The organism is Halorarum sp. SLYT50, assembly GCF_059821265.1.
Genome location: NZ_CM187555.1, coordinates 47845 through 72124, shown reverse-complemented (window position 1 = coordinate 72124; position 24280 = coordinate 47845). Strand labels below are relative to the sequence as shown.

Genomic DNA, 24280 nt, shown 5'->3' with positions numbered 1-24280 from the left:
GGAGCAAAACGTTACTGCAGAGCGGGCACCGCCGGAGCGTCCGTCGGAGCGCGACCGCCCGAGAGAACGGTCGTCGCCGTCCGTCGGTCGCCGACGGAACGGTAGCTTTTCGGAAACCGGCGCTGGAGCCACGCACGAATGTACCTGGTCATCGTCGGCGTGGGGAACATCGGCACCCCGCTGACCGAGATGGCGACCGCGGGAGGCAACGAGGTGGTCGTCATCGAGCGTGACCCCGAGAAGGCGGAGACGGCCGCCGCCGAGTTCGACTGTCTCGTCATCAACGACGACGCCACGTCCAAGGAGGTCCTCGAGGACGCGGGCGCCGGGCGGGCAGACGCGCTCATCTCGACGACCGACCACGACGCGACCAACGTGATGGTCTGCCTGCTCGCGCAGGAACTCGACGTGCCGGACATCGTCTCGGTCGTCCACGACGAGGAGCACATGGACCTGTTCCGGCGCATCGGCGTCAACACGATGGAGAACCCTCAGCGGCTCATCGCCGAGTACCTCTACCGCGCGGTGAAGCGCCCCTCCATCGTCGACTTCATGCGCGTCGGCGACCGCGCGGAGGTGTTCGAGATACGGGTGAGCGAGGACGCCCCCATCGCGGGCAAGACGATGCAGGAGGCGACGGAGGCCGGCCTCCTCGGGGACGACATGCTCGTCGTCGCCATCGAGCGGAACGGGGCCGGCGACCCCATCACACCCCGCGGGGCGACGAGGGCCGAACCGGGCGACCTCTGTACCGTCTACTGCGGGCGGGGGGCGACGCCGGACGTGACCGACGTGTTCGGCCACTTCGAGGACCACGCGGACGGCGAGTCGCCGGGCAGACTGGCGAACGACGTCGGCGACGAGGGATGAACCGGCGGAGGCGAGCGGCGCTCCGGAGCGACGCCGCGACCGTCGCGCGGGACGTCGGCTCGCTGCTGGCGATGCAGGCGACGATGATGACCGCCTCCGTCGCCGTCGCGCTGGCGGCTCGCGAGTGGTACCAGGCGCTCGCGTTCCTCCTCGCGGGCGGACTCACCGCAGCAGTCGGCTTCGGCGCGCGGCGCCGCTTCGCGGGGTCGCCGGCGCCGAAGCTGAAACACGGGATGGTCATCGCCGCGAGCGGGTGGTTCGCGACGGCGCTGTTCGGCGCGCTCCCGTTTCTCCTCTCGGCGTATCTCACCCCCGCCGAGGTCGCGGCGTCGTTCGTGCCGACGGGGGCGGCGTACGACCGGTCGAGCCTGCTCTACTTCCGGAACCCGCTCCACGCGCTGTTCGAGTCGATGTCCGGGTGGACCGGGTCGGGGCTGACGATGGCCGTTCACGAACCGTCGCTGCCCCGGGCGCTCCAGTGGTGGCGCTCGTTCATCCAGTGGGTCGGCGGTGTGGGCGTCATCGTCCTCACCGTCTCCATCCTGGCCCGCCCGGGGAGCGGGAGCTACGCACTCTACCGGAGTGAGACGCGCGAGGAGCGCATCCACCCGAGCGTCGTCTCGACCGTTCGGACGGTCTGGAAGATATTTCTCGGCTACACCGCGCTGTCGGTGGCGCTGCTGTTTCTCGCCATCGTCCTCAGCGACCACGGCTCGCGCCTCCCGCTCTGGGAGGCCGGCTGGCAGGCGCTCAATCACGCGATGACCGCGCTCTCGACCGGCGGGTTCTCCGTGACCGACGACTCCATCGCCACGTACGACTCGCCGCTCATCGAGGGGGTGCTCCTACCGGTGATGACGCTCGGGGCCGTCGCGTTCCCCGTCCACTACGTCGTCCTGCGCGAGCGTGACCTCTCCCCGCTGTACGGAGACCTCCAGACGCGCTGGCTGTTCCTCCTGCTCGTTCTCGGCGCGCTGACGCTCTCCGCACAGAACGTCGGGACACTCTCGGGGACCGACGGCGCGTTCACGCCGACCGGGTGGCTGGGGCTCGGGCCACTCGTCGGTGCGGCGAACGCGGACGCGCTCCGCGACTCGGTGTTCCAGTTCGTCAGCGCGCTCACCTGTACCGGGTTCCAGTCGTCGCCCATCGGCGCGTGGGCGGCCGGCGGGAAACTCGTCGTCGCCGGCGCGATGGTCGTCGGCGGGGCCGCCGGGTCGACGGTGGGCGGCATCAAGATCATCCGGGCGTACACCATCGCGCGGGGCATCCGCTGGCAGTTCGGACGGGTGTTCCTCCCGGCGAACGCCGTCGTGAACGCGAGAGTCGGTGACCGGTCGCTGAACCGCGAGGAGATGAACCGCGAGTTCGCCGAGGCGTCCATCGTCTCGCTGCTGTGGCTGCTCGTCCTCGTCGGGTCGTCGCTCCTGTTGGTCAACCTGGTGACCCCCGAGTTCACCTACACGGACGCGCTGTTCGAAGTCGCCTCCGCGCAGGGGAACGTCGGGCTCTCGACGGGCATCACCGGCCCGTCGATGCCGCCGCTCGCGGAGGCGATGTTCCTCGTGAACATGTGGGTCGGCCGACTCGAGATCATCCCGGTGCTCGTCTTCGCCCGGTCGCTCCTGTTCGGGATGGACCCGTAAGGAGTCGTTTCGTCCCCTGTATTGAAGTCCTATTCCGACGCGAATTCCCCTCCCGTCGGCGGTATGTCGGTCGTAATTCAGCTGTTTCGGTCCAGTCGAGTGCAGGCCGAAGACGGACCGGGCTTCGTCGGTGACGCGACGGCTGTAGGTGCGGTCTGCAAACCGAACGACGGAGAGTAGGATGCTCATATCTTTCTGTACCCGGCACTCTGAAAGGAATGTCATGTCCGACAACCCGGTGACGGAATACCTGGCACAGAACCCGAAAGCCTGCGGCGCCGTCTTCACGATGTGCATGCTGCTCGCGAGCGCGGGCAACGCGGCCGCCAGCGGTAACGTCACGCCCGGTCCCTGATCAGATCGAGTCGAGATTCATTTCGTCCGACCAGCGCAGTTCGTGATTCAGGAGGATGGGATTCCTCCGTTCTTCCGCGACGTTTTTCAACTCCTCCCGGGACACCTCGTGGTGTGGAGGGGTGCCACCGACGACGTAGTGGACGTGGTCCTCTCGGAACCAGTCGGTGAAGAGGCTCCCGACGCCGAAGTTCCGCGTGGGGTAGACGGGGTGGTCGATCTCGAACGTGTCGGGACCGGGCGCGTCGTACGTGTTCAGCACGATTAGCGCCGGCGCGCCGCTGCTCGCCTGACACAGCGTCGCGCCGGCGTCGCCGACGACCGAGTAGGACCCGCCGACGATGTGGACCCGCTTCGCGACGTCGAGGACGCCGTGGAGGTCGAACCCGTAGTCCAGCAGTTTCGCCATCGTGCGGCCGACGTTGGTCGCCATGATGTTCCCCACGTCGCTCGTCGTCACCAGTCCGCCGATGGCGCCCGCACGGACGAGTTCCATCCCCTGCTCGTACGACGAGCAGGCGTTGAGCAGGAACACCTTCACGCCCGTCGTGTCGAGCGTGTGGACGTCGAGGTAGCCGTCGGGGCACTTCATCCCCTCCGGGTCGACGTGACCGACGAAGTGGAAGAGGTCGTGGTCCTCCGCGAGCAGAGCGCGCAGGTCCTCGGTCTCCAGGTCGAGTTCGAGGTCGATGTCGAACTCCAGGTGGTCGCGAAAGCCGTACAGTCGCTCGGTCTCCTCGCGCATCGACCGTTCGTTACAGACCACGGTCACGTCGATGATGGCCGACTCGGAGGCCTGCTGGTCGAGTCGGCGCCGGTAGGCGCCGACCGTCGGCTTGGACGCTCCCGTCGGGTACCCCTCGCCGACCCAGACGTGCCCGACCGTCCCGGCCGGTTCGGGTGCGATGACGTGTTCGTCCGGTTCGCCGGGGGTCCCCGCCTCCGAGCGCAAGAACGACCCGAGCGAGTCGTCGCTCGCGGCGTCTTCGTCGTCACCGACCGCCGTCGCCGGGTCGCGGATGGACGCCATGTCGTTGACGACGAACGGCAGCAGTTCGGCGCTCGCCGGCGTCGCCTCCACGTCGGCGGTCAGGTGCCAGTCGAGGACGTCCGTCAACGGGTCGACGGGCACGTCGAAGTACGTCGCCAGTCGCTCGTCGAGCGGCCGGTCGTACAGTCGTTCAGGGTCGAGCGCGACACGGTCTTCGACGACCCGGCGCTCGTGGAGGTCGACGTCGTAGAACCCCTCGGTCCGGACGACGCAGTCGAGCAGGAACGCGTGTTCGAGGAGGCGCTGGACCGGCTTCGAGAGTGGGTCGCCCTCCAGCGAGTACGACTCCCCGGCCGCACGGACGGCTGGTCGGTCCCCCGGGACGACCGACGCTCCGAGGTAGTACGCGAGCGTCGCGACGGTGTACACGTCGCTCCACCGCTCCGGCACGACCACCTCGACGCCGGTGTCCGGCGGCTCCGCGAACGCGGGAATCGCCTCCGTGTCGTCGAACGCCACCAGCGGCGGGTGCCCGCGGAGCGTGGGGAACGACCGCTCGGGCGAGGTGGTCGCCAGCGCGGACCCGAACGTCGAGACGGCCCGCATGAGACCCCGGGGCGTCTCGGGGACGGTGACGGTGCCGGCAGGCTGCGTGTGGAACGACCGCATCCCGACGAGCACGTCGCGCGTCCCGTCGAGCGCCAGTTCCGTCCGCTGGCCGTCGTCGTCGATGCGGAGCGGCCCGTCGACGCGCAGGTAGAGTTTCACCGGCGCGGCGGCGACCTCCAGTTCGTACGTCCCCGGTCCGAGGTCGACGCCGTCGTTCGCGCTGGTCTCGGCGACGATATCGCCCGACTGGCGGGCCCAGAGCACGAACGACTGGTGGAACGCCAGCCGGTCGGTCCGCACGCGGCAGGCCGACTCGACCGGGAAGTAGAACGCGTCGGGCGACGCGTCCGCTGGCTCCCCGTCGGTGACGAGGTGGAAGACGACGTCCTCGATGTCGTCGCGCACGACGAGGTCCCCGTCCGCCCGGGAGAACGTTATCAGCGGTGGGCACCTCCTCGGAATCGCATCGAGTGAGTTCCTCTCCCGCGGGGGATAAAAATGACTCGTGACGCGAAATTCGTGTCACCGCCGCCAGTACTCCGGCGTGAGACAGACGAGGACGGGGAGGATTTCGAGCCGACCCAGCCACATGAGTACGACCATCACGAACTTCCCGAACCCGGAGAACGACCGGTAACTCCCCATCGGTCCGACGACCCCGAACCCGGGACCGACGTTCCCGAGCGTCGCCGCGACCGCGCTCATCACCTCGTACGCGGTCGTCGCCTGTCCGACGCGAACCCCGTCGAGGAGCAACACAAGCACGCCGAGGACGAACAGAACGAGATAGAGGACGGTGAACGCGAAGATGCCGCGGACCGCCCGCTCGTCGACCGCGCGCCCGTTGAGCCGGATGGGTCGAACCGCCTCCGGGTGCGCGCTCGTGAACAGTTCGCGCCGGACGGCTTTCAGGATGACGAGCCAGCGGACCATCTTCACCGCCCCGCCGGTCGACCCGGCCGACCCGCCGACGAACATCCCGAACAGGAGGACGAACTGGGCCGACTGGCTCCACGCGTTGAAGTCCATGCTCGCGTACCCCGTCGTGGTGACGATGGAGACCACCTGGAACAGCGCGTGCCTGACGGCCGGTTCGACGCTCCCCTCGATGGTGCCGCTCCACCGTGCGAGGTACGCCGCGTCGTACGTCTCGGCGGCCGGCGCGACGTCGACGAAGCCGCCGCCGGCGAACAGCAGCGCCGAGAGGAGCGCGGTGAGCGCCGCGACGACGCCGAGGTAGAAGCGGAACTCCCCGTCGCGCGCCATCCGGCGCGGGTCGCCGGTGAGCGCGTGCCAGAACAGAGCGAAGTTGGTACCGGCGGCGACCATGAACGGGATGATGACCCACTGGACGGCCGCCGAGAACGCCTCGATGGAGCGCGCCTCGGGCGAGAACCCGCCCGTCGGCATCGTGGTCAACCCGTGCGCGACGGCGTTGTACAGCGTCATCTCCGGCGCGGCCCCGGCGAGGTTGAGTCCGTACAGCAGCGCGATTTCGAGCGCGGTGAAGCCGACGTACGCACCCCACAGCACCCGTGCGGTCTCCGCGATGCGGGGCGTGAGCTTCTCGATGCCTGGTCCGGGCGCCTCGGCGTCCATGAGCTGTGCGCCCCCGACGGAGAGTTCGGGGAGGATGGCCACCGCGAGGACGACGATACCCATCCCGCCGAGCCACTGGGAGAGCTGTCGCCACAGCAACACCCCGCGGGTGTGGCCCTCGAAGGAGATGTTCCCGACGACCGTCGCGCCCGTGGTCGTGAACCCGGACATGGACTCGAACAGCGCGTTCACCGGGTCGGCGAGCGCGGACGACGGGCGGGCGGGCGCGACGAGCGGCGGGACGCCGTGCGCCTCCACCAGGTACGGCACCGCGCCGACGCAGGCGACGGCGAACCACGTGACCGCCACCATCAGGAACCCCTCGCGCGCGCCGAGGTCCGGGTCCGGGTCGAGGCGTTCGAGTCCGAAGCCGGCGCCGGCCGCGAGGAGAATCGTCACCACGAACGGAGCGACCGTTTCGCCGTAGTACAGCGAGACGACGAGCGGCGCGAGCAGCGGGACGGAGAGGTACCGGACGACCGTGCCGACAAGGCTCAGGCTCGCGCGGTAGTCGACGCGGAGGTTCACTCTGGCACAACGGCGGGCGGCCTCGATTTGAACCTACCGCTACAGCTTCGGCGTCACGGCGTCGGCGACGCTCGACTCGAAGAAGACGACGACGTGGTCGCCGGGCCGGATGACGGTCCCGCCGCGCGGAACGACCAGGTCGTCGTCGCGCGTGATGGCGCCGACGACGAGACAGTCGGGCAGGTCGGCGATGGACTCCTCGATGGGACGGTTCGCCAGGACGCTGCTCTCGTCGATCTCGACTTCGAGCACCTCCGCACGGTCGGACTCGATGATGGCGATGTTCTCCGCGCCCCCCTCGCGGGTGAACCGGGTTATCTCCTCTGCGACGACCGCCCGCGGGCTGACGCCGATGTCGACGCCGACCGTCTCGAACAGGTCCACGTAGGCGGTCTGGTCGACGACCGCCACCGTCCGCTCGACGCCGAGACGCTTGGCGAGCAGACACGACAGCAGGTTCTTCTCGTCGGAGTCGAGCGCCGCGACGAGCACGTCAGCCTCCCCGACGTGCTCGCGTTCGAGGAAGCTCACGTCGGTCGCGTCCGACTCCATCACGACCGTTCCCGGGAGGTCCTCCGCGAGCGCGCGAGCGCGGTCGGGGTCCTGCTCGACCAGTCGCGGGTCGAACCCGCGTTCCTCCAGCAGGCGCGCGGTGTGGTAGCCGATCTCGCTCCCGCCGACCACGACCACCTCCTCGTTCGTCCCGACGTGTTCCGCCGGAGCGACGTCGGCGGCGAACGCCCGGACGCTCTCGGGGCTCCCGATGACGACGACGCGGTCGCCGGCGGCGATGGTCGTCGCCCCTCGGGGGATGACGACCTCGTCGTCACGGAGCAGTGCCGCGAACGTGAGCGAGTCGAACCGGTCGGCCTCGCTCACCGTCTGGTCGGCGATGGGACTCCCCTCCGCCACCTCGAACTCGGCCATCTGGACGCGCCCGTCGGCGAACGGGTCCACGTCGCGGGCGGCCGGCAGGCCGATGACGCGGACGATGGCCTCCGCGGTGAGGAGGTTGGTACACACCATGAAGTCGATGCCGAACGCCGCCCCGGAGCGGCGCCACGTCTCCAGGTACGCCGTCTGCTTGATGCGCGCGATGGTGAACGCGTCGCTGGCCGCCTTCGCGGTCGAGCAGGCGACGATGTTCGTCTCGTCGTCGTCGGTCGACGCGATGACCATGTCCGCCTCCGCGACGCCGGCGTCTTCGAGCGTCGAGATGGCGGTGCCGTCGCCGTTGACCGTGAGCACGTCCAGCCGGTAGGTGAGTTCGTCGCACCGCGCCGGGTCCGACTCGATTATCACCACGTCGTGGCTGTCCGCGAGGTCGGCGGCGATGGACTCCCCCACCTGCCCCGCCCCGATGATGAGGACGCGCACTACGGCGTCACCTCGGTCATGTGGGCGTATGAGTCGAAGGGGAGGTATGAGGATTCCGGAGTCGCCCGGCTCACAGCGCGTCCGAGTCGGTGTGAACGTCCAGCCTGACGGGGCGGTCGCCCCCCTCCAAATCCCTGACGGCCCGCTTGACGACGCGCTCTGCCTCCTCGCGGACGAGCGGCTTCACCTTGTCCAGCACCCAACCGAACGACACCATCGCCGGGAGCGACACGGCCGACGCGTCGGCCGACTCCGCGTCGAAGCGGACCTCGAACGTCACGGTACACCCCGCGTCGGCGTCGGACGGCGCGTCCGCGGGGAGGTCCTCGAACGGGTCGATGCGCCACGCCCCGTTCGCGTCGATGTCCTTCAGCACGCGCCAGTCGATGCGCGTCGGCGGGTCCACCTCTGTCACCTCCGAGCGGGCGGTGTAGGTGAGCTTCCACCACGAGAAGCGCATCGCGTACCTGCTCCCCGCCCCGCCGTCGCCGGCCGTCCGCTCGACGCGGTCGAGGTACTCCGAGTACCGCTCGTACCGCGGAAAGTCGAGCAGGAACTCGTACACCACTTCCGGGTCGGCGTACACGTCGGTCGAGACGACGAGTCGGTCCATGCTCGCGGGTCCGCACACGAGTCGGGTAAGCGTTCCGGCGCCCGAGAGGGAGTTTGGCCCGCCTAAAATTCGGTGGGCTTATGGTGGTTTAGGCTAGCCCAAATCGCATGGGTGACAGAACACCGAACCGACGACGGTTCCTCGGCGCGAGCGCCGGGGTGTTGGCCGCGCTGGCGGGCTGTTCCGGCGGCGGCGAGACGACCGAGGCGGCGGGGGCCGGCGGCACCGAGAGCGCCGGGTCGACGGCCACGCCGACGGCCGAGAACGGGAGCACGGCGACGGAGGCCGCGACCGAGGCCGAGACGGAGGCGTCCGGGACCGAGGCGGCGTCCGGCGAGAGCTACACGGTCTCGATGGAGCCGGTCGGCGAGGTGACGTTCGACTCGGTCCCCGAGGCGTGGGTGGCCAACAACGGGAGCTGGGGTGACATGGGTGTCGCGCTCGGGCGGGAGCCGCCGCTCGGCGTCTGGCTCCCCAGCCGGTGGCACACGCGGTACTACGACGACATCCCGGACGTGAGCGTCGACCAGGGCGGCCTCCAACGACTGTGGGGCGAGAGCGGCGTCGGCAAGGAGCAGTTCTACGAGATGGACGCGGACGTCCACGTGGTGGACCCCAACTTCCTCACGAACCGGGGGACGTGGGAGCAGTCCGACATCGACGAGATAGCCGAGAACGTCGCGCCGTTCTTCGGCAACAGCATCTTCTCGACGGGTTACCCCTGGCACGAGAGCTACCAGTACTACTCGCTGTACGAGGCGTTCGGGAAACTGGCCGAACTGTTCCAGGAGACCGAGCGCTACGAGGCGTTCCGGTCGCTCCACGACGAGTTCCAGTCCGCCGTCGCGGACGTCGTCCCCGCGGAGGGCGAGCGCCCCGGCGTCGCCGTCGTGTGGGCCAGCGGGAACGAACCGGAGACGTTCTCGCCGTACCTCGTCGGCGACGGGACGAGTTTCAAACAGTGGCGCGACCTACAGGTGAACGACGCGCTCGCGAACACGGAGGTCCGCGACTTCCACGCCAACCGGGGCGAAATCGACTACGAGACGCTCCTGGAGATCGATCCCGACGTGCTCCTGTTGCGTGGCCACGAGTCACAGACCGCCGAGGAGTTCCGGAACACCGTCGTCCAGTTCATGAGAGACCACGAGGTGGCGAGTTCGCTCACCGCCGTCCAGGAGGGCGAGGTGTACCGCGGCGGACCGCTGTACCAGGGCCCCATCACGAACCTCGTCGTGACCGAACGCGCCGCGCGCGACCTCTACGGCGTCGAGGAGGACCTGTTCGACCGCCAGCGCGTCTCCGACATCGTCAACGGGGAGTTCTGATCGCGGCGGTCGGTGACGAGCGTCGTCCAACGGTCCGCGGGTGAGTCGTGCCCGCGCTCGCGTGACGCGAGTCAGTGGGAGTGCGTCAGTCCTCGAACGCCCGCCCGTGGAACCTCTCGGCCGACTCGCGCACCAACCGCTCGGTCCCGTCGTGGTCGTGCAGGTCCCCCGCCCCGAGACCGTCGTTCACCGCTTCGACCGTCTCCGGGGACACCTTCTCCGTCACCTCGAACTCCTCGACCGGGCGCACGACGCCCCAGAGCGCCCCGACGGCGTGGACCACCACCACGACCGGTGTGAGCGCGAGGAACACGGGCCACAGGAGGGGGTTCTTCCGGTACGCGGCGACGCCGAGGAGCATGTGGCCGCAGAGCAGTCCGAACGCCCCGAGCGAGAGGGAACCGTACAGTTCGGTCGTCGGCGAGACGCCGAGCGCGAGGAACGCGGCCCCGGCGAGCAGCGGCGCGAACGGAGAGAACGCCCACGCGAGTACTCGTGTGGCACAGAGCGGTCGGTACCGGGCGGGAACGAGGTGACCGTCGGCGACGGTCCCGGACATCCACCGCCGTCGCTGTCTCACCGTGGCTCGGACCGAGGGCGGAGCCTGGTTCCGGAACCGGCTATTCACCAGCCGGTAGTCGACGTCGCGCGACGCGGCGGCCGCCCAGACGAAGTTCGTGTCCTCGGTAATCGTCCGTCGGTCCCACCCGAGGTCCGCCTCGAGTTCGTGGCGGACCGCGGACCCACCGCCCCACGCGTACAGGGGGTACCGCAGGCGGTGGAAGCCGAACTGTTCGAACTGGTACCCGATACGGAACACCTCACAGAGGTACGACAGACGGGACCCGGTGTAGAGCGGTTTCTCGGTGAACTGGACGACGTCGGCGTCCGGGAGGCCGGTGAGGTCGGTGACGATGGTGTCCTCGTCGAGGTAGAGGACGTACTCCGCGTCGCAGTCGAGGCTCCGACGCGCCCACTCGCGGCCCGTCCCTTGTTTCTCGCCCGGCAGTCGAACTCCTCGGGGACGACGTGGACCGTCGCCCCGGCGACGGCGACGTCGCGCTCAGCGATGACCCGGATATCGGAGACGCCGTCCGGGACCGAGTCGACGGTCGCTTGAACGACCGACTCGGCGTCGACGGTGAGGACCCGGACCTGGAGCTCGTCTAATCCCCATCCTCGTCGTCCGACCGCCACCCCCGGGAGAGCACCCCTGTCTCGACCAGCCACCAGCGCGACGAGAGCAGGAAGACGGCCAACACGCTCCAGAGCAGGAACCCGACACTCGACCGGAGCCACGACGCTTCGAGCACGTTGGCCCCTGCTCGAAGGTGCAGATAAAACCGGCCGTCGAATTATCAATCGTGGCCACGCCCTGTGACGTTCGACCGGCGACCTCGCGTCTCACTACGGAAATAGCGGACCGAAGCGCTTTTGCGGTATTAGGGACGCCTAAATCGTATGCAGCGTACGGGCTCGGGAGGGCGATAATGGCCAGCGAGACGCGACAGTCCCACGGCACCGACGCCGGGCGTCTCGACTGGTTCAGCCTGCCGCTCGTGAGCGTCGTCCTCGGGAGCGTCGCCGTCGTCGTCGGGTCCGGCCTGGTGCAGGTCAGCTTCGGCGCGTACTCGATGAGCGTCGGGCAGGTGTGGGCCGCGGTGGTCGACCCGGCGGTGTGGACCCACCCGCAGTTCTTCCTCCGGTTGTTCCTCGGCGACGGCCTCGGCACGGAGGCGGCGCGCGTCCTCGGGCTCTCGACGGCGACGGTGGACCTCTCGCGGGAGTCGCTCGTCGTCTGGCGGATTCGGATGCCACGCGTGCTCGTCGGCGTGTTCGTCGGCGCCAACCTCGCCGTCTCCGGCGGCATCTTCCAGGCGGTGACGCGGAACGAACTCGCCAGCCCGTACATCCTCGGCGTCTCCTCGGGCGCCGGGCTGGCCATCCTGCTCACGCTCGTGGTCTTCAGCGGCCTCACCGCGTTCCTCCCCCTGATAGCGGCGCTCGGTGGGACGGTAGCGTTCCTGCTCGTCTACGCCATCGCGTGGAAGGGCGGGACGAGTCCGGTCCGACTCGTCCTCGCGGGCGTCATCGTCTCGACGGTGTTCCAGTCGCTCCAGACCGCCCTCTTCCTCTTCGCGGACGACCTCGGGGTGGTCCAGACGGCCATCGCGTGGACGACGGGGTCGCTCACGGGCGTCGACTGGGAGCAGGTCAGGATGATTCTGCCGTGGACGGTCCTCAGCCTCGTGCTCTCGCTCGCGGGCGCGCGGCAGTTGAACGTCCTCCTGCTGGGCGAACGGACGGCGAAGTCGCTCGGGATGCGCGTCGAGCGCACGCGCTTCCTGCTCTCGGGCGTCGCCATCCTCGCGGCGGCAGCGGCCATCGCCGCGGCGGGCATCGTCGGGTTCGTCGGCCTCATCGTCCCGCACACGGTCCGACAACTCGTCGGGTCGGACTACAAACAGCTCACCGTCGGCTGCCTGTTCGCCGGTCCCGCGCTCGTCACGCTCGCGGACGTGGGCGCGCGACTGGCTCTCAACCCGGTTCAGCTCCCGGTCGGCATCGTCACGGGCCTCGTCGGCGGGCCGTACTTCCTCTACCTGATGCGCAAACAGGACGCGCTGGGGGACCTGTGATGAGCGCGTTCGACGACCCCGAGAACGGGAGCGGGGACGAGAGAACGGACCCCGAACGCAGCCCGGACGCCGACGGCCCCGAACTGTACGTCGAGGACGTCGCGCTGTCGTACGGGTCCGACGACCCGGTGGTGGAGGCGGAGACCATCGTCGTCCCCGCCGGCGAGGTGACGGCACTCGTCGGGCCGAACGGGAGTGGGAAGTCGACGCTGCTGCGCGCGATGTCGGCCGAACTGACGCCCGACCGGGGGAGCGTCCTCCTCGACGGGCAGAGCGTCCAGGAGTACGGCACCAAGGAACTCGCGCGCGAACTCGGCATGCTCTCACAGGAGAACGTCGCGCCCAATTCCACCACCGTCCGCGAACTCGCGACGCACGGGCGGTACCCGCACCGCGGGTTCTTCGAGTCGGTGAACGAGGACGACGAGCGGGCGGTCGAGCACGCGTTGCAGCTAGTCGGCGTCACCGACCTCGCGGACCGGACGGTCGGCGACCTGTCCGGGGGACAGAAACAGCTGGCGTGGCTGGCGATGGTGCTCGCACAGGAGACGGAGACCCTGCTGCTCGACGAGCCGACGACGTACCTCGACTTACACCACCAGCTCCGGGTGCTCGACGCGGTCCGAAAGCTGAACGACGAACGGGGGGTGACCGTCGCGGTGGTGCTCCACGACATCGGACAGGCGGCCCGGTTCGCGGACAACCTCGTCGCGCTCAGGGACGGCACGCCCTACGACTGGGGACCGCCCGACGAGGTGGTGACGGCCGACCTCTTACGGGAGGTGTTCGGCGTCGACGCCGAGGTGGGATTCGGCCCGGACGGTCCGCGCGTCACCCCCCGACGCGCGCTCGACGAGGACGAGGAGTGAGCGCGGGACTGCGCGTCGACGAGGACGAGGAGTGAGCGCGGGACTGCGCGTCGACGAGGACGAGGAGTGAGCGCGGGACTGCGCGTCGACGAGGACGAGGAGTGAGCGCGGGACTGCGCGTCGACGAGTGAGTGGACGGGTGTGGGACCGCCCGTCGACGTGCGGTCCGCTCCGGGCGCACGAACCCCCGTCAATTGTCAGAGCCGTGGAGCATAAGGCCGCGCGCCGTGTTTCGATTCGTATCGAATGAGTGCGGACGAGGAGAGCGTCTTCGACGTCTACCGCGACCGGGTCGAACGACCGCTCTACCGACTGTTCACGGAGTACGGGACCGACGAGTGGCCCTGGCTGGTCGTCGGGATGACGGGCAACGTCGTCGCCCGGGCGGCGAGCCTCCTCCCCCCGGTGGTCCTGGGAGCGGCCATCGACAGCGCGCTCGACGGCGACGACCCGTACGCGCTCCCGCTGGTTCCCGCCTCGCTCCTCCCGACGAACGCGCCGGACGTCGAGCAGTTCTGGTTCTCGGTGAGTCTCATCGTCGCGTCGTTCCTCGTCACGGCGGTGCTGACGTGGGTGTACGGCGTCTCCGCGAACAACTTCGCCCACCGCGTGATGCACGCGGTCCGGACGGACTCGTACGCGAAGATGCAGGACCTCGACATGTGGTTCTTCGACGACAAGCAGACCGGCGAGGTGATGTCGGTGCTGAACAACGACGCGACGAATCTCGAACGCTTCCTCGACGACGCGCTCCAGAACTCCGTCCGAATCGGCGTCATGTTGGTGGGCATCGGCGTCGTCCTCTTCTTGGAGAACGCACAGCTCGCGGTCGTGACGCTCATCGCCGTGCCCGTCATGGTGGCGTTCACCTACTGGTTCATGAAGGCGGTCGAACCGCGGTACGCCGCCCAGCGCGAGGCGGTGGCCGACCTCAATACGCGCCTCGAGAACGCCGTCGGCGGCATCCAGTTGGTCAAGGCCAGCGGCACCGAGGAGTACGAGACCGACCGGGTGCGCGACACGTCGTACGACTACTTCAGGAAGACGCTCGCCATGCTCCGGCTCAACTACGTCTACCGGCCGGGGATGGAACTGCTCGCGGGCGTCTCGTTCGCCGTCACGTTCGTGGTCGGCGGCCTCTGGCTCATCACCGGGAGCGGTCCCGGCCCGCTGTCGGGGAACCTCACCGCGGGCGCGTTCGTCACGTTCATCCTCCTCTCCCAGCGGTTCGTCACGCCGCTCGCGGAGGTGTCGAACATCGTCTCGCAGTACGAGAACGCCAAGGCGTCCTGCGAACGGGTGTTCGGGCTACAGGACATCCCGCGGCGGGTCACCGACGAGCCCGACGCGGTCGAACTCGAGGACGTACGAGGCCACGTCGAGTACGACGACGTGAGCTTCCGGTACGACGAGAGCCGGGACCCGGACGAGCGACCGGCCGACGACCCCGACGCGCCAGAGTCGGTGCTCCACGACGTGAGCTTCGAGGTCGACCCCGGGGGAACGGTCGCGCTCGTCGGGCCGACCGGGGCGGGCAAGTCCACGCTGCTGAAACTCCTGCTCCGGCTGTACGACGTGAACGAGGGCGCGGTCCGCGTCGACGGCCACGACGTGCGCGACGTGACCGCCCGGAGTCTCCGTCGGGCGGTCGGGTACGTCTCGCAGGACACGTTCCTCTTCGACGGGACCGTCGCCGAGAACATCCGCTACGGTCGCTTCGACGCGAGCGACGAGGCGGTCCGCGAGGCGGCGAAGGCCGCCGAGGCGCACGAGTTCATCACGAACCTCCCGGACGGATACGACACGGGCATCGGCGAGCGGGGGGTGAAGCTCTCGGGCGGCCAGCGCCAGCGGCTCTCCATCGCGCGGACCGTCCTCCAGGACCCCGACATCCTCGTGCTCGACGAGGCCACCTCGTCGGTCGACACGGAGACGGAGATGCTCATCCAGCGCTCGCTCGACCGGCTGGCGGCCGACCGCACCACGTTCGTCATCGCGCACCGCCTCTCGACGGTGAAGGACGCCGACGAGGTGCTCGTCCTGGAGAACGGCCGCATCGTCGAGCGGGGCGGTCACGCGGACCTGCTCGCGGAGGACGGGCTGTACGCCAAGCTCTGGGGCGTCCAGGCCGGCGAAATCGAGTCGCTCCCCGAGGAGTTCGTCGAGCGGGCGCGCGCGCGCCAGGCGGAGACCATCGTGTCCGAGAACGACGACTGAGCCGGTCGAAACGAGGTCGGGCGCCCGAACCGCGCGAACCGGGGGACTCAACCTCCGCGGGTCGCTCAGACCGGGTATGGGAGACACCGAACTCGACACCGACGCCGCCTGCGACGCGCTCGTGGTCGGCGGGGGGGTCGCGGGACTCACCGCCGCGACGTTCCTCGCCCGCGCGGGCCTCCGAACGCTCGTCGTCTCCGACGGCGAGTCCATCTTGCGACGCAACGCCCACCTCGAGAACGTCCCCGGCTTCCCCGCGGGCGTGAACGGCCGGCTGTTCGTCGACCTGCTCGAAGAGGGAGCAGACCGCAACGGGGTCGAACGCCGAGGCGGCCGCGTGACCGCCGTGGACGGCGAGGCGGGCGCGTTCACCGCGACGCTGACTACCGGCGACTCCGACGGCGGAGGCGAACGCGACGACGGCGGCGACACGGAGGGGACGGTCACGGCCGCGTACGTCGTCGCCGCCTCGTGGTCGGACGCGAGCTACCTCGACCCGCTGGACGTGACGGTCCGCGAGGCGGGCAGCAAGCGCTACGTCGACGAGGACGGTCACGGACGGACGGACGTGCCGGGCGTGTACGCCGCCGGACGACTCGCGGAGCGGTACCACCAGGCGGTTGTCGCCGCGGGTCACGGCGCCGAGGCCGCACTCTCCCTGATTCACGACGCCAGCGTGCCGTTTTACCACGACTGGGTCACCCCGGAGGGCTACTTCACCGACCGCGGCCGCGAGGTGCCGCCCGGCTGTGAGGAGGTCGACGCCGCCGAACAGGAGCGCCGGGCGGCGGAGTCCCGACGGGTGATGCGCGAGCGGTTCGCGGAACCGCACCCCGACCGACAGCGCACGCACCCGAGCCTCGTGGACGACGACCTGGGACGGGTCGACCCCGAGTGGTACGACGAGACCTGACCGGACGGGAACCCGCGGAGTCGCGGGCGCTCGCAGCTTCGTACTCGTTTACTACTGGGCTGTAGGGTCGTCCTATGCCGCCCATGCGGCCGGGGCGCCGGCCGACGGTGGAACGGCCGAGGGGGGGTGGGGGGATGGGGACGATTCACCTTTAACACGCCGCCCGCGAACCACTCGGCATGAGCGACCTCCTGACGGACGCCAACGTCGCGCTCGGCGTCTCGGGAAGCATCGCGGCGGTGAAGGCCGTCGAGTTGGCCCACGAACTCCGGAGACGCGGCGCGTCCGTCCGGGGGGTGATGACCGACGCCGCGCAGGGTATCGTCCACCCGTGGGCCGTCGAGTTCGCCACCGGCGAGGGGGTCGTGACGGAACTCACCGGCCGGGTCGAACACGTGGAACTCTGCGGACGGGACGGCTGGGCGGACGTACTGCTGCTCGCACCGGCGACGGCGAACACCGTCGGGAAGGTGGCGGCCGCCGTCGACGACACCCCCGTGACGACGTGCGCGACGACGGCGCTCGGGGCGGACGTCCCCGTCGTAATCGCACCCGCGATGCACGAACCGATGTACGACCACCCCGGCGTGCTGGACGCCATCGAGCAGGTGGAGTCGTGGGGCGTCGCGTTCGTCGACCCGCGCATCGAGGAGGGGAAGGCGAAACTCGCCGCCGAGGAGGCCATCGTCACCGAGACGGCGCGTGCGGCGGGCGACCGACCGCTCGACGGGGCACGGGTCGTCGTCACCTCGGGCGCGACCAGCGAGCGACTCGACCCCGTTCGGGTGCTCACGAACCGCGCGTCCGGGCGGACCGGCCGCGCCGTCGCCCGGGCGTGTTACGCCGCCGGCGCGGACGTGACGCTGCTCCACGACGGCCCGGACGTTCCGTACGCCGAGACCGTCCGTGTGGAGTCGGCCGCCGAGATGACCGACGCCGCCGTCGACGCCTGCGCTGACGCCGACGCGCTGGTGTCCGCCGCGGCCGTCTCGGACTACACGGTCGAGCCCAGCGCGGAGAAGATTCGCTCGGGCGCGGAGTCGCTGACGCTCGAACTCGCCCCGACGCCGAAACTCATCGACACGGTGCGCGAGGCGTACCCGGACCTCGCCATCGTGGGGTTCAAAGCCGAGGCGTCCGGCGACGACGACGCGCTCGCGGAGCGGGCGCGCCAGACGCTCGACCGGGTCGGGCTGGCGTTCGTCGTCGCCAACGACGCGAGCGTGATGGGCGGGGCGGAGACCCGCGCGCTGGTCGTCCGAGCCGACGACATCTCGGAGTTCGCGGGGTCGAAACTCGGGCTCGGCGTCCGGGTCGCAGAGGAGTTGGTCCGCGAGGTCTGAACGCGCTCTTCGTCGCTCCGACCGCTCTAATCGCCGTCCGCCGGTTCTTCGGGTCGCTGCCCGGCGTTCCCGGGCCACTCGACGCCGTCCTCGAACTCGACGCCCATCCGCTGGGCGGCCCGCGATATCATGTGTCCACCGGTCGGCGCCGTGAGGAACAGGAACACCACGGTCACGAGCGCCTTCAGCCCGTCGCCCGCGGGGCCGAAGTACACCCACGCGGCGAGGGCGATGCCGGACGCGCCGAGCGTCGTCGCCTTCGAGGTGGCGTGCAGACGGTTGTACACGTTCGGGAGCCGCAGGAGACCGACGGTGCCGACGAACAGGAAGAACAGGCCGACCAGCACGAGCGCGAGCACGAGCGCCGCGCGAACCGGTCCCACGGGTGCCTCGGCCCCCTGAACCAGCGCGACGCGCGCGAGCGTCGGCGTCATTCGATGATGTCCCCCTCGGTGACGTACCGCGCGACCGTGACGGTGCTGATGAAGCCGATGATGGCGAGCACGAGGCTCACGTCGAGGAAGAACCCGCCGCTCTCGGCGCCGAACTCGAACGCCCGGAGGACGGCGAACAGGATGGCGATGGCGACGACGTTCGTCCCGATGACGTCGAGCGCGACGACGCGGTCCGGCGTCGTGGGGCCGCGGATGACCCGGTAGCCGACCGCGAGCGTCAGCGCGGCCGTCAGCGCGAGCGCGCCCGACAGCACCGCCGGGAGCGCGGCGACGAGCGCGCTACTCATCGCCACCTCCCGGTCCCCCGGGTTCCTCGGGCCCCGGCTCGGGCACCGGGTCGCCGGGCTTCAACTCCTCGTCGAAGATGACGAGCGCGTAGTCCTCCCACGTGCGGATGGGCTCGAGGATGTCTTCGCCGTCGATACTGTGGACGTACAGGGCGTTGGCGTCGGCGTCGTAATCCATGGTCAGTGTGCCGGGCGTGAGCGTGATGCTGTTCGCGATGGTCGTGACGGCGGTGTCGGTGCGGACGCGCAGCGGCACCTCGACGACCGCGGGGTCGATGGGGAGCGACGGCGAGACGACGAGGCGCGCGACCGCGAGGTTCGCCACGAGCAGTTCCTTCAGGAACGTGAGCACGTAGAGGACGGCGTACGGTGCGACCCGGAGCGTTCGGGCGGTCGCCTGCCCCGCGTAGAACCGGCGGAGGCCGTACGCGACCGGGAGGCTCACGGCGAGACCGATGAGTCCCTCCTCGGCGACGCGGACCGCGCCGGTCGTCGGCGGGAGGAGCGGCACCCCCCGGACGAACAGCCAGACGACGGTGAACGCGAGCGCGTTCACGAGCCAGCGCCGCATCAGTGCCCACCCCCGTCGCCGGCCTCGGCGCCCGGGTCGAGCGGGTCGACGGCCGAGACGTAGCCGGCCGTGTCCGTCGCCGCGTGGGCCGCGTGGGTCGCCGCGTCGACGACGAACTCGACGCCGACGCCGAACGCGACGACGCACAGCGAGAGCGCGACGAGCGTCGCCACCTGCACGGCCAGTTCCCGGTCGGAGACGGTCGTCGGCCCGCCGTCGGCCGCCGTCGTGGTGCCGGCCGCGCCGACGCCGCGCCAGCGCTGCGGGAGGACCGCCTCGACCGTGTCAGAGGGACGGCCCCAGAACACCGCGTTCCAGCTCCGGGTCACGTACGCGATGGTGAGCACCGCGCCGCCGAGTGCGACGGCGAGCGCAGTGACGCCCGCGCCCGCCGTCCCGGCCGCCAGCGCGTCGGTCGCGGTCCGGAAGACGAGCAGTTTCCCGAAGAAGCCCACGAGCGGCGGGACCCCGATCAGCGACAGGCCGCCGAGCAGGAACGCGGCGGCGACGAGCGGCGTCCGGGCGGCCAGCCCGCCGAGACGGTCGAACCGGGTCGTCCCGAGCGCGGCCCGGATCGTCCCCGAGGCGAGAAACAGCAGCGACTTCGCCAGCGCGTGGTTGAACGCGTACACGAGCGCAGCGGCGATGCCGAGCGCCGCGAGCGTGGTCTCCGCGCCGTCGAGCGTCACCGCGAGGTCCGGCGCGGCCATCGCGACGCCCAGCGGGAGCACGATGAACCCCACCTGCCCGATGCTGGAGAACGCGAGCAGTCCGTCCACGTCCTCGCGGCCGACCGCGCCCAGTCCGCCGTAGACGATGGACGCCGCCGCCGTGACGAACAGCACCGGTCCCACGTACGCGAACGTCGACGTGTTCGCGTACGCGCCGCCAGCGAAGACGGTGAAGAACAGGCGGACGATGGCGTAGACGCCCACCTTCTTCACGACGCCGGCGAGCACCGCCGTGACCGGCGCGGGCGCCGCGCGGTACGCCGCGGGTACCCAGAAGTGGAACGGGACGACGCCCGCCTTCAGCGCGAACACCGCGAGCAGCAACGCCCCCAGCCCGAGCGTCGGGGCGAGTTCGACGCCGTACACCGCCGGCTCCGCCAGTCGGCGGGCCATGTCGGCCATGTTGAGCGTGCCGGTCGTGGCGTACAGGCCGCCGATGGCGACGAGCATCACCGCGCTCGCGAGCAGGTTCAACACGACGTACCCCAGCGCGGCCCGCGTGTGCGACGGCCCGGAGTAGAACAGCACGAGGATGTAACTCGACATGAGCATCACCTCGAACCAGACGAACAGGTTGAACAGGTCCCCGGTGAGGAACGCGCCGCTCACCCCGGCCATCATGCAGTGGTACAGCGGGTGGTACGAGAGCCGCTGACCGAACTCGTCGACGTACGTCGACCCGAAGACGACCGCGGCCATCCCGACGACGCCCGCGAGACCGAGCATGAACGCCGACAGCGCGTCCGCGACGAGCGTGATGCCGTACGGCGCCGCCCAGTCCGAGACGTAGTACGGCTGCACCGTCGGCCCGCCGGGCGCGAGCACCACCCGGTCGAACAGGACGGCGACGGCCGCGAGGTACGCCACCCCGCCGAGGACGCTCGTCGCCCGCTGGAGCCGGTCGTCGAACCGTGTCAGCAGGGCGGCGACGGCGGTGCCGAGCGCGACGAGTATCGGCGCGACCACGACGGCGGTCACTACCGCTCACCCCCGTCGGTCGCCTCGCCGCCTCCCGTGTCCGCGAACGCGCCCTCCCCGCCGCTCGCGCCGAGGTCGTACACGTCGATAGTGCCGTGCTCCTCGTACACCCGATAGGTGAGCACGAGCGCGAGCGCGGTGGTCCCGAACCCGATGACGATGGCCGTCAACACGAGCGCCTGCACGAGCGGGTCGGTCGGCGTCGCCGCCCCCTCCTCGCCGAAGTGGCCGATGGGGGCGACGCCCGCCAGCCCGCCCATCGTGACGAGGTAGACGTTCGCCGCCTGCGAGATGATGGACACCCCCCAGACGACCCGCACCACGTCCCGCCGGAGCACGAGGTACGTCCCGAGCGCGAACAGCACGCCCAGCACGCCCGCGAGCACCCACTGGGTCACTCCGTCCCCACCTCCCCGAGGACGGTGAGCAGACCGCCGACGACGGTGAGGTAGACACCCAGGTCGAACGCGAACGCCGAGGCCACCTCCAGGTGCCCGTACAGCGGGAGGTGTTCGAGCAGCGCGACCCCCTGCGTGAGGAACGGGAAGCCGAACGCCATCGGGGCCAGCCCGCTCGCGAACGCGAGCGCCAGCCCGCCGGCGAACAGCCACCGGTAGAGCTCCACCGCGTGGTGGTCGTCCTCCGACGCGTCGACGCCCAGCAGGTCGGACTGGAGGTACTCCAGCCCGAAGACGACGTAGACGAGCACGAACGCGGTCGCGGTGAGCACCGCGCCGATGAACCCGCCGCCGGGCTGGTTGTGCCCCTGAAACAGCAGCGCGACGGCCGTGAGCAGGATGATGGGGACGACGACGCGGACGACGGTCCGCGCGATGACGGTCGTCCGGCGCTCGTACCCCAGCCCCGGCGCGCCCGACTCGGCGGCCTCCGCGCCGTCGGGGGCGTCCTCGGTCGCGCCGCTCATCGCGCCTCCCCCCGACCGCGCATCCGAACCAGCGTGAGCACCGAGAGCGCCGCCATCGCGACGACGGATATCTCCCCCATCGTGTCCAGCGCTCTGAGGTCCACCAGAATCACGTTGACGATGTTCGCGCCGCCGCCGTAGTCCGTGAATATCGGCGCGTGGTGCTCGCCGGGCGGGAGACCGGCCCGCTCGACGAGGCCCGGCGCTATCTTGTCGGGCGACCCCGCCGTCGACAGCAGGACGGTGAGGAACACCGTCGCGCCGACCGCGAGCGAGAGGACGGCGTCACGGACGGCGAGCGCTCTGCTCGGACTGCCGTAGTACGCCGGAAGCCGGTCGAGCACCAGCAGGAAGATGACGAGCACGAGCGTCTCGACCACCAGCTGGGTCAACGCGAGGTCGGGGGCGTCCGCGAGGATGTAGAAGATTGCGACCATGAACCCCAGAATCGAGAGGGTGAGCACGCCCGCCACGTGGGAGGGCGCGACCGTCACCGCGCCCGCGCCGACCAGCGCGACCAGCAGGACGAGGAGGACGGCGAGGGTCATCCCCTCGGCCAGCCCGACCGCCGGCAGACCGACGCCGGCGGCGACGTACGCGCCGAGCGCGAGCGCGGCCGCGCCGGCGAGCGCCCAGGCGGCGTACGTCCGGAGCAGGCCGGTCTGGACCCGCGGCACGAGCGCCTTCGACCCGGCGGTCAGCCCCTCGACGCCGTTGTCGTACCACCAGTTCGCGCGGACGGGGCCGCGCAGCAGCGAGCGGACGCCGTCGTGGATGCGGTCGTACTGGGGCCACAGTAGCGCGCCGACGCCGATGGTGACCGCGCTCATGAGCACGTACGGCGAGAGTTCGGTCGGGAGGTGCACCGAGAAGGAGTGGGCCTCGCCGACGGCCGCACTGGCGTACACGTCGCCGACGATGGCGTCGATGGCCAGTTGCGGGACGGCGCTGATGACGACGACGACGACGCCGAGGAAGACCGGCGGCGCGAGCATGGCGACGGGTGGCCGGTGGACGTGCCCGAGCGACTCGTTGCGGTCGCCGAGGAAGAGCGAGAGGAACTTCAGCGAGTAGAGGAACGTGAACACCGAGCCGAACACCGCGACGGCCGGGAACAGCCACGTCAGCCCGCCGAACTCTTCGCCGAGGTACCACATCGACTCGAACAGCAACTCCTTCGAGTAGAAGCCGTTGAACGGCGGGATGCCCGCCATCGAGAGCGACGCCAGTCCCGCGACGACGGCCGTCACCGGCAGGTCGTGTCGCAAGCCGCGGAGCTTCGAGATGTCGCGCGTCCCCGCCTCGTGGGCGATTATCCCGGCGACGAGGAACAGCGCGGCCTTGAACGAGGCGTGGTTCAGGATGTGGAACGCGCCGGTCTCGGCGCCGTACACGTTGGCCGCGCCGAAGCCGGCGACGATGAGCCCGAGGTGCGAGGCCGTCGAGTACGCCAGCAGTTCCTTGATGTCGGTGGCGCTCACCGCGAGCACCGCCGCGACGGTCATGGTGAGCAGGCCGAGCGTGACGAACACCCAGGTCCAGGCGGGCAGGGCGCTCAGCCCCGCGGCGGCCGCCTCGCCCGCCCCCTCGCTTCCCTCTCCCTCGAACGGCGCGAGGAAGAACGGGCGGAACCGCCCGACGAGGTACACCCCGGCTTTCACCATCGTCGCCGAGTGGAGGAACGCCGAGACGGGCGTGGGTGCCTCCATCGCGTTCGGCAGCCAGACGTGGAACGGCACCTGCGCGGACTTGGTCGCCGCGCCGACGCCGACCAGGAGTAGCGCGGGGACGAACAGACCGGCGCCCCGGAGCGTCTCGACCGTCGCGTCCGCGTTCGCGACGAGCGAGCCGTCGCCCGCGATGAGAGTGGTGTCGCCGGCCCACGCGAGCGCGAGGAAGCCGACGAGCATGAACAGCCCGCCCGAGACGGTGATGAGCATCGACTTCCGCGCGGCGTACTGCGACGACTCCTCTGCCGTGTAGTGGCCGATGAGCACGAACGACGAGAGGCTCGTCAGCTCCCAGAACGTGAACAGCGCGAGCAGGTCGCCCGCGAGCGCGACCCCGAGCATCGACCCCATGAACGCCAGAAGCGTCGCGTAGTACTTCGCCTGGCCCGGCTCCCCGTGCATGTACCCCCCCGAGTAGGTGAGGATGAGGACGCCGACTCCGGAGGCGAGAAACGACACCAACAGCGCCAGCCCGTCGACGTAGAACGCGAGCGAGACGCCGAGCGAGGGGACCCACTCGACGCTGGCGAGCCCGTGCGCCCCGGTCGCGTACAGGCGCGCGACGAGCGCGAGACAGACGGCCGCGACCGCCGCCGCGTAGTAGGCGGTACGCTCGCCCAGCGCTCGGTAGACGAGCGGGGTGAGCGCCGCCCCCACGAAGGGGAGAAAGACGACGGCGAGAACGGTTTCGAGCACACCGGGGGGTG

The 24280-nt window shown here is 70.2% G+C and carries 23 protein-coding genes; 10 read left to right on the top strand and 13 right to left on the bottom strand.

What is annotated here, in order from left to right:
- Positions 1-138 precede the first annotated feature (138 nt).
- The 3 genes from AC6RUA_RS00360 (at position 139) to AC6RUA_RS00350 (ending at position 2871) form a co-directional block, all read left to right on the top strand.
- Entirely contained in the window at positions 139-870 is a 732-nt protein-coding gene (locus AC6RUA_RS00360) for a potassium channel family protein (protein WP_499813985.1), read from the top strand.
- Positions 867-2516 carry a TrkH family potassium uptake protein gene (locus tag AC6RUA_RS00355; protein ID WP_499813984.1) on the top strand — a complete coding sequence of 550 codons (1650 nt, stop codon included), beginning with the start codon at positions 867-869 and terminating at the stop codon, positions 2514-2516. Before AC6RUA_RS00360 ends, AC6RUA_RS00355 begins: the two co-directional genes overlap by 4 nt.
- A 223-nt stretch (positions 2517-2739) precedes the next feature.
- A complete protein-coding gene (locus AC6RUA_RS00350; protein ID WP_499813983.1) occupies positions 2740-2871 on the top strand; it encodes a DUF7503 family protein in 132 nt (43 codons plus the stop codon).
- On the opposite strand, the gene AC6RUA_RS00345 is transcribed toward AC6RUA_RS00350, so the two are convergent.
- The 4 genes from AC6RUA_RS00345 to AC6RUA_RS00330 form a co-directional block, all read right to left on the bottom strand.
- Entirely contained in the window at positions 2872-4875 is a 2004-nt protein-coding gene (locus AC6RUA_RS00345; RefSeq protein ID WP_499813982.1) for a hypothetical protein, read from the bottom strand. It lies immediately after the preceding gene.
- A 117-nt stretch (positions 4876-4992) separates the two neighbouring features.
- Positions 4993-6597 (bottom strand): TrkH family potassium uptake protein, encoded by a 1605-nt coding sequence (locus AC6RUA_RS00340; RefSeq protein ID WP_499813981.1) that lies wholly within the window; start codon positions 6595-6597, stop codon positions 4993-4995.
- Positions 6598-6636: 39 nt separating this feature from the next.
- Positions 6637-7974 carry a Trk system potassium transporter TrkA gene (gene trkA, locus AC6RUA_RS00335; RefSeq protein ID WP_499813980.1) on the bottom strand — a complete coding sequence of 446 codons (1338 nt, stop codon included), beginning with the start codon at positions 7972-7974 and terminating at the stop codon, positions 6637-6639.
- Positions 7975-8044: 70 nt separating this feature from the next.
- Positions 8045-8587: an SRPBCC family protein gene (locus tag AC6RUA_RS00330; protein WP_499813979.1), complete on the bottom strand. Its 543-nt coding sequence runs from the start codon at positions 8585-8587 to the stop codon at positions 8045-8047.
- A gap of 107 nt (positions 8588-8694) precedes the next feature.
- Here AC6RUA_RS00330 and AC6RUA_RS00325 point away from each other — a divergent pair, with 107 nt between their 5' ends.
- Positions 8695-9915 carry an ABC transporter substrate-binding protein gene (locus AC6RUA_RS00325; RefSeq protein ID WP_499813978.1) on the top strand — a complete coding sequence of 407 codons (1221 nt, stop codon included), beginning with the start codon at positions 8695-8697 and terminating at the stop codon, positions 9913-9915.
- Between the two features lie 85 nt (positions 9916-10000).
- Here AC6RUA_RS00325 and AC6RUA_RS00320 read toward each other — a convergent pair whose 3' ends face one another.
- Positions 10001-10831, bottom strand: coding sequence for a glycosyltransferase family 2 protein (locus AC6RUA_RS00320; protein WP_499815461.1), 831 nt, complete (start codon positions 10829-10831; stop codon positions 10001-10003).
- A gap of 113 nt (positions 10832-10944) precedes the next feature.
- Between AC6RUA_RS00320 and AC6RUA_RS00315 the strand changes: the two genes are divergently transcribed.
- On the top strand, positions 10945-11085 hold the full coding sequence (locus AC6RUA_RS00315) for a hypothetical protein (RefSeq protein WP_499813977.1): 141 nt from the start codon (positions 10945-10947) through the stop codon (positions 11083-11085).
- On the opposite strand, the gene AC6RUA_RS00310 is transcribed toward AC6RUA_RS00315, so the two are convergent.
- The gene (locus tag AC6RUA_RS00310) at positions 11082-11228 is read right to left on the bottom strand and encodes a hypothetical protein (RefSeq protein WP_499813976.1); all 147 of its coding nucleotides are present in this window, start codon (positions 11226-11228) and stop codon (positions 11082-11084) included. The two genes, AC6RUA_RS00315 and AC6RUA_RS00310, sit on opposite strands and share 4 nt — an antisense overlap.
- A gap of 177 nt (positions 11229-11405) precedes the next feature.
- On the opposite strand from AC6RUA_RS00310, the gene AC6RUA_RS00305 reads away from it, so the two are divergent.
- The 5 genes from AC6RUA_RS00305 (at position 11406) to coaBC (ending at position 17896) form a co-directional block, all read left to right on the top strand.
- Positions 11406-12554 (top strand): FecCD family ABC transporter permease, encoded by a 1149-nt coding sequence (locus tag AC6RUA_RS00305; protein WP_499813975.1) that lies wholly within the window; start codon positions 11406-11408, stop codon positions 12552-12554.
- Positions 12554-13423 (top strand): ABC transporter ATP-binding protein, encoded by an 870-nt coding sequence (locus tag AC6RUA_RS00300; RefSeq protein ID WP_499813974.1) that lies wholly within the window; start codon positions 12554-12556, stop codon positions 13421-13423. The genes AC6RUA_RS00305 and AC6RUA_RS00300 overlap by 1 nt, the downstream gene beginning before the upstream one ends.
- A gap of 246 nt (positions 13424-13669) precedes the next feature.
- Complete coding sequence (locus AC6RUA_RS00295) at positions 13670-15640, top strand: ABC transporter ATP-binding protein (RefSeq protein WP_499813973.1); 1971 nt, start codon at positions 13670-13672, stop codon at positions 15638-15640.
- A 76-nt stretch (positions 15641-15716) separates the two neighbouring features.
- Positions 15717-16553 (top strand): FAD-binding protein, encoded by an 837-nt coding sequence (locus tag AC6RUA_RS00290; protein WP_499813972.1) that lies wholly within the window; start codon positions 15717-15719, stop codon positions 16551-16553.
- A 179-nt stretch (positions 16554-16732) separates the two neighbouring features.
- Positions 16733-17896: a bifunctional phosphopantothenoylcysteine decarboxylase/phosphopantothenate--cysteine ligase CoaBC gene (gene coaBC, locus AC6RUA_RS00285; protein WP_499813971.1), complete on the top strand. Its 1164-nt coding sequence runs from the start codon at positions 16733-16735 to the stop codon at positions 17894-17896.
- 26 nt (positions 17897-17922) lie between these two features.
- Here the strand turns inward: coaBC and mnhG are convergent, their stop codons facing one another.
- Genes mnhG through mbhE form a run of 7 tightly spaced genes read right to left on the bottom strand, consistent with a single transcriptional unit; the run spans position 17923 to position 24269 of the window.
- Positions 17923-18330, bottom strand: coding sequence for a monovalent cation/H(+) antiporter subunit G (mnhG, locus tag AC6RUA_RS00280; protein ID WP_499813970.1), 408 nt, complete (start codon positions 18328-18330; stop codon positions 17923-17925).
- Positions 18327-18638, bottom strand: a complete 312-nt coding sequence (locus AC6RUA_RS00275) for an MrpF/PhaF family protein (protein WP_499813969.1) — start codon at positions 18636-18638, stop codon at positions 18327-18329. The genes mnhG and AC6RUA_RS00275 overlap by 4 nt, the downstream gene beginning before the upstream one ends.
- On the bottom strand, positions 18631-19212 hold the full coding sequence (locus AC6RUA_RS00270) for a Na+/H+ antiporter subunit E (protein ID WP_499815460.1): 582 nt from the start codon (positions 19210-19212) through the stop codon (positions 18631-18633). Before AC6RUA_RS00270 ends, AC6RUA_RS00275 begins: the two co-directional genes overlap by 8 nt.
- Complete coding sequence (locus AC6RUA_RS00265; RefSeq protein ID WP_499813968.1) at positions 19209-20918, bottom strand: complex I subunit 5 family protein; 1710 nt, start codon at positions 20916-20918, stop codon at positions 19209-19211. Before AC6RUA_RS00265 ends, AC6RUA_RS00270 begins: the two co-directional genes overlap by 4 nt.
- Complete coding sequence (locus AC6RUA_RS00260; RefSeq protein WP_499813967.1) at positions 20918-21316, bottom strand: sodium:proton antiporter; 399 nt, start codon at positions 21314-21316, stop codon at positions 20918-20920. Before AC6RUA_RS00260 ends, AC6RUA_RS00265 begins: the two co-directional genes overlap by 1 nt.
- Entirely contained in the window at positions 21313-21843 is a 531-nt protein-coding gene (locus AC6RUA_RS00255) for an MnhB domain-containing protein (protein WP_499813966.1), read from the bottom strand. Before AC6RUA_RS00255 ends, AC6RUA_RS00260 begins: the two co-directional genes overlap by 4 nt.
- A complete protein-coding gene (gene mbhE / locus AC6RUA_RS00250; RefSeq protein WP_499813965.1) occupies positions 21840-24269 on the bottom strand; it encodes a hydrogen gas-evolving membrane-bound hydrogenase subunit E in 2430 nt (809 codons plus the stop codon). The genes AC6RUA_RS00255 and mbhE overlap by 4 nt, the downstream gene beginning before the upstream one ends.
- Positions 24270-24280 lie beyond the last annotated feature (11 nt).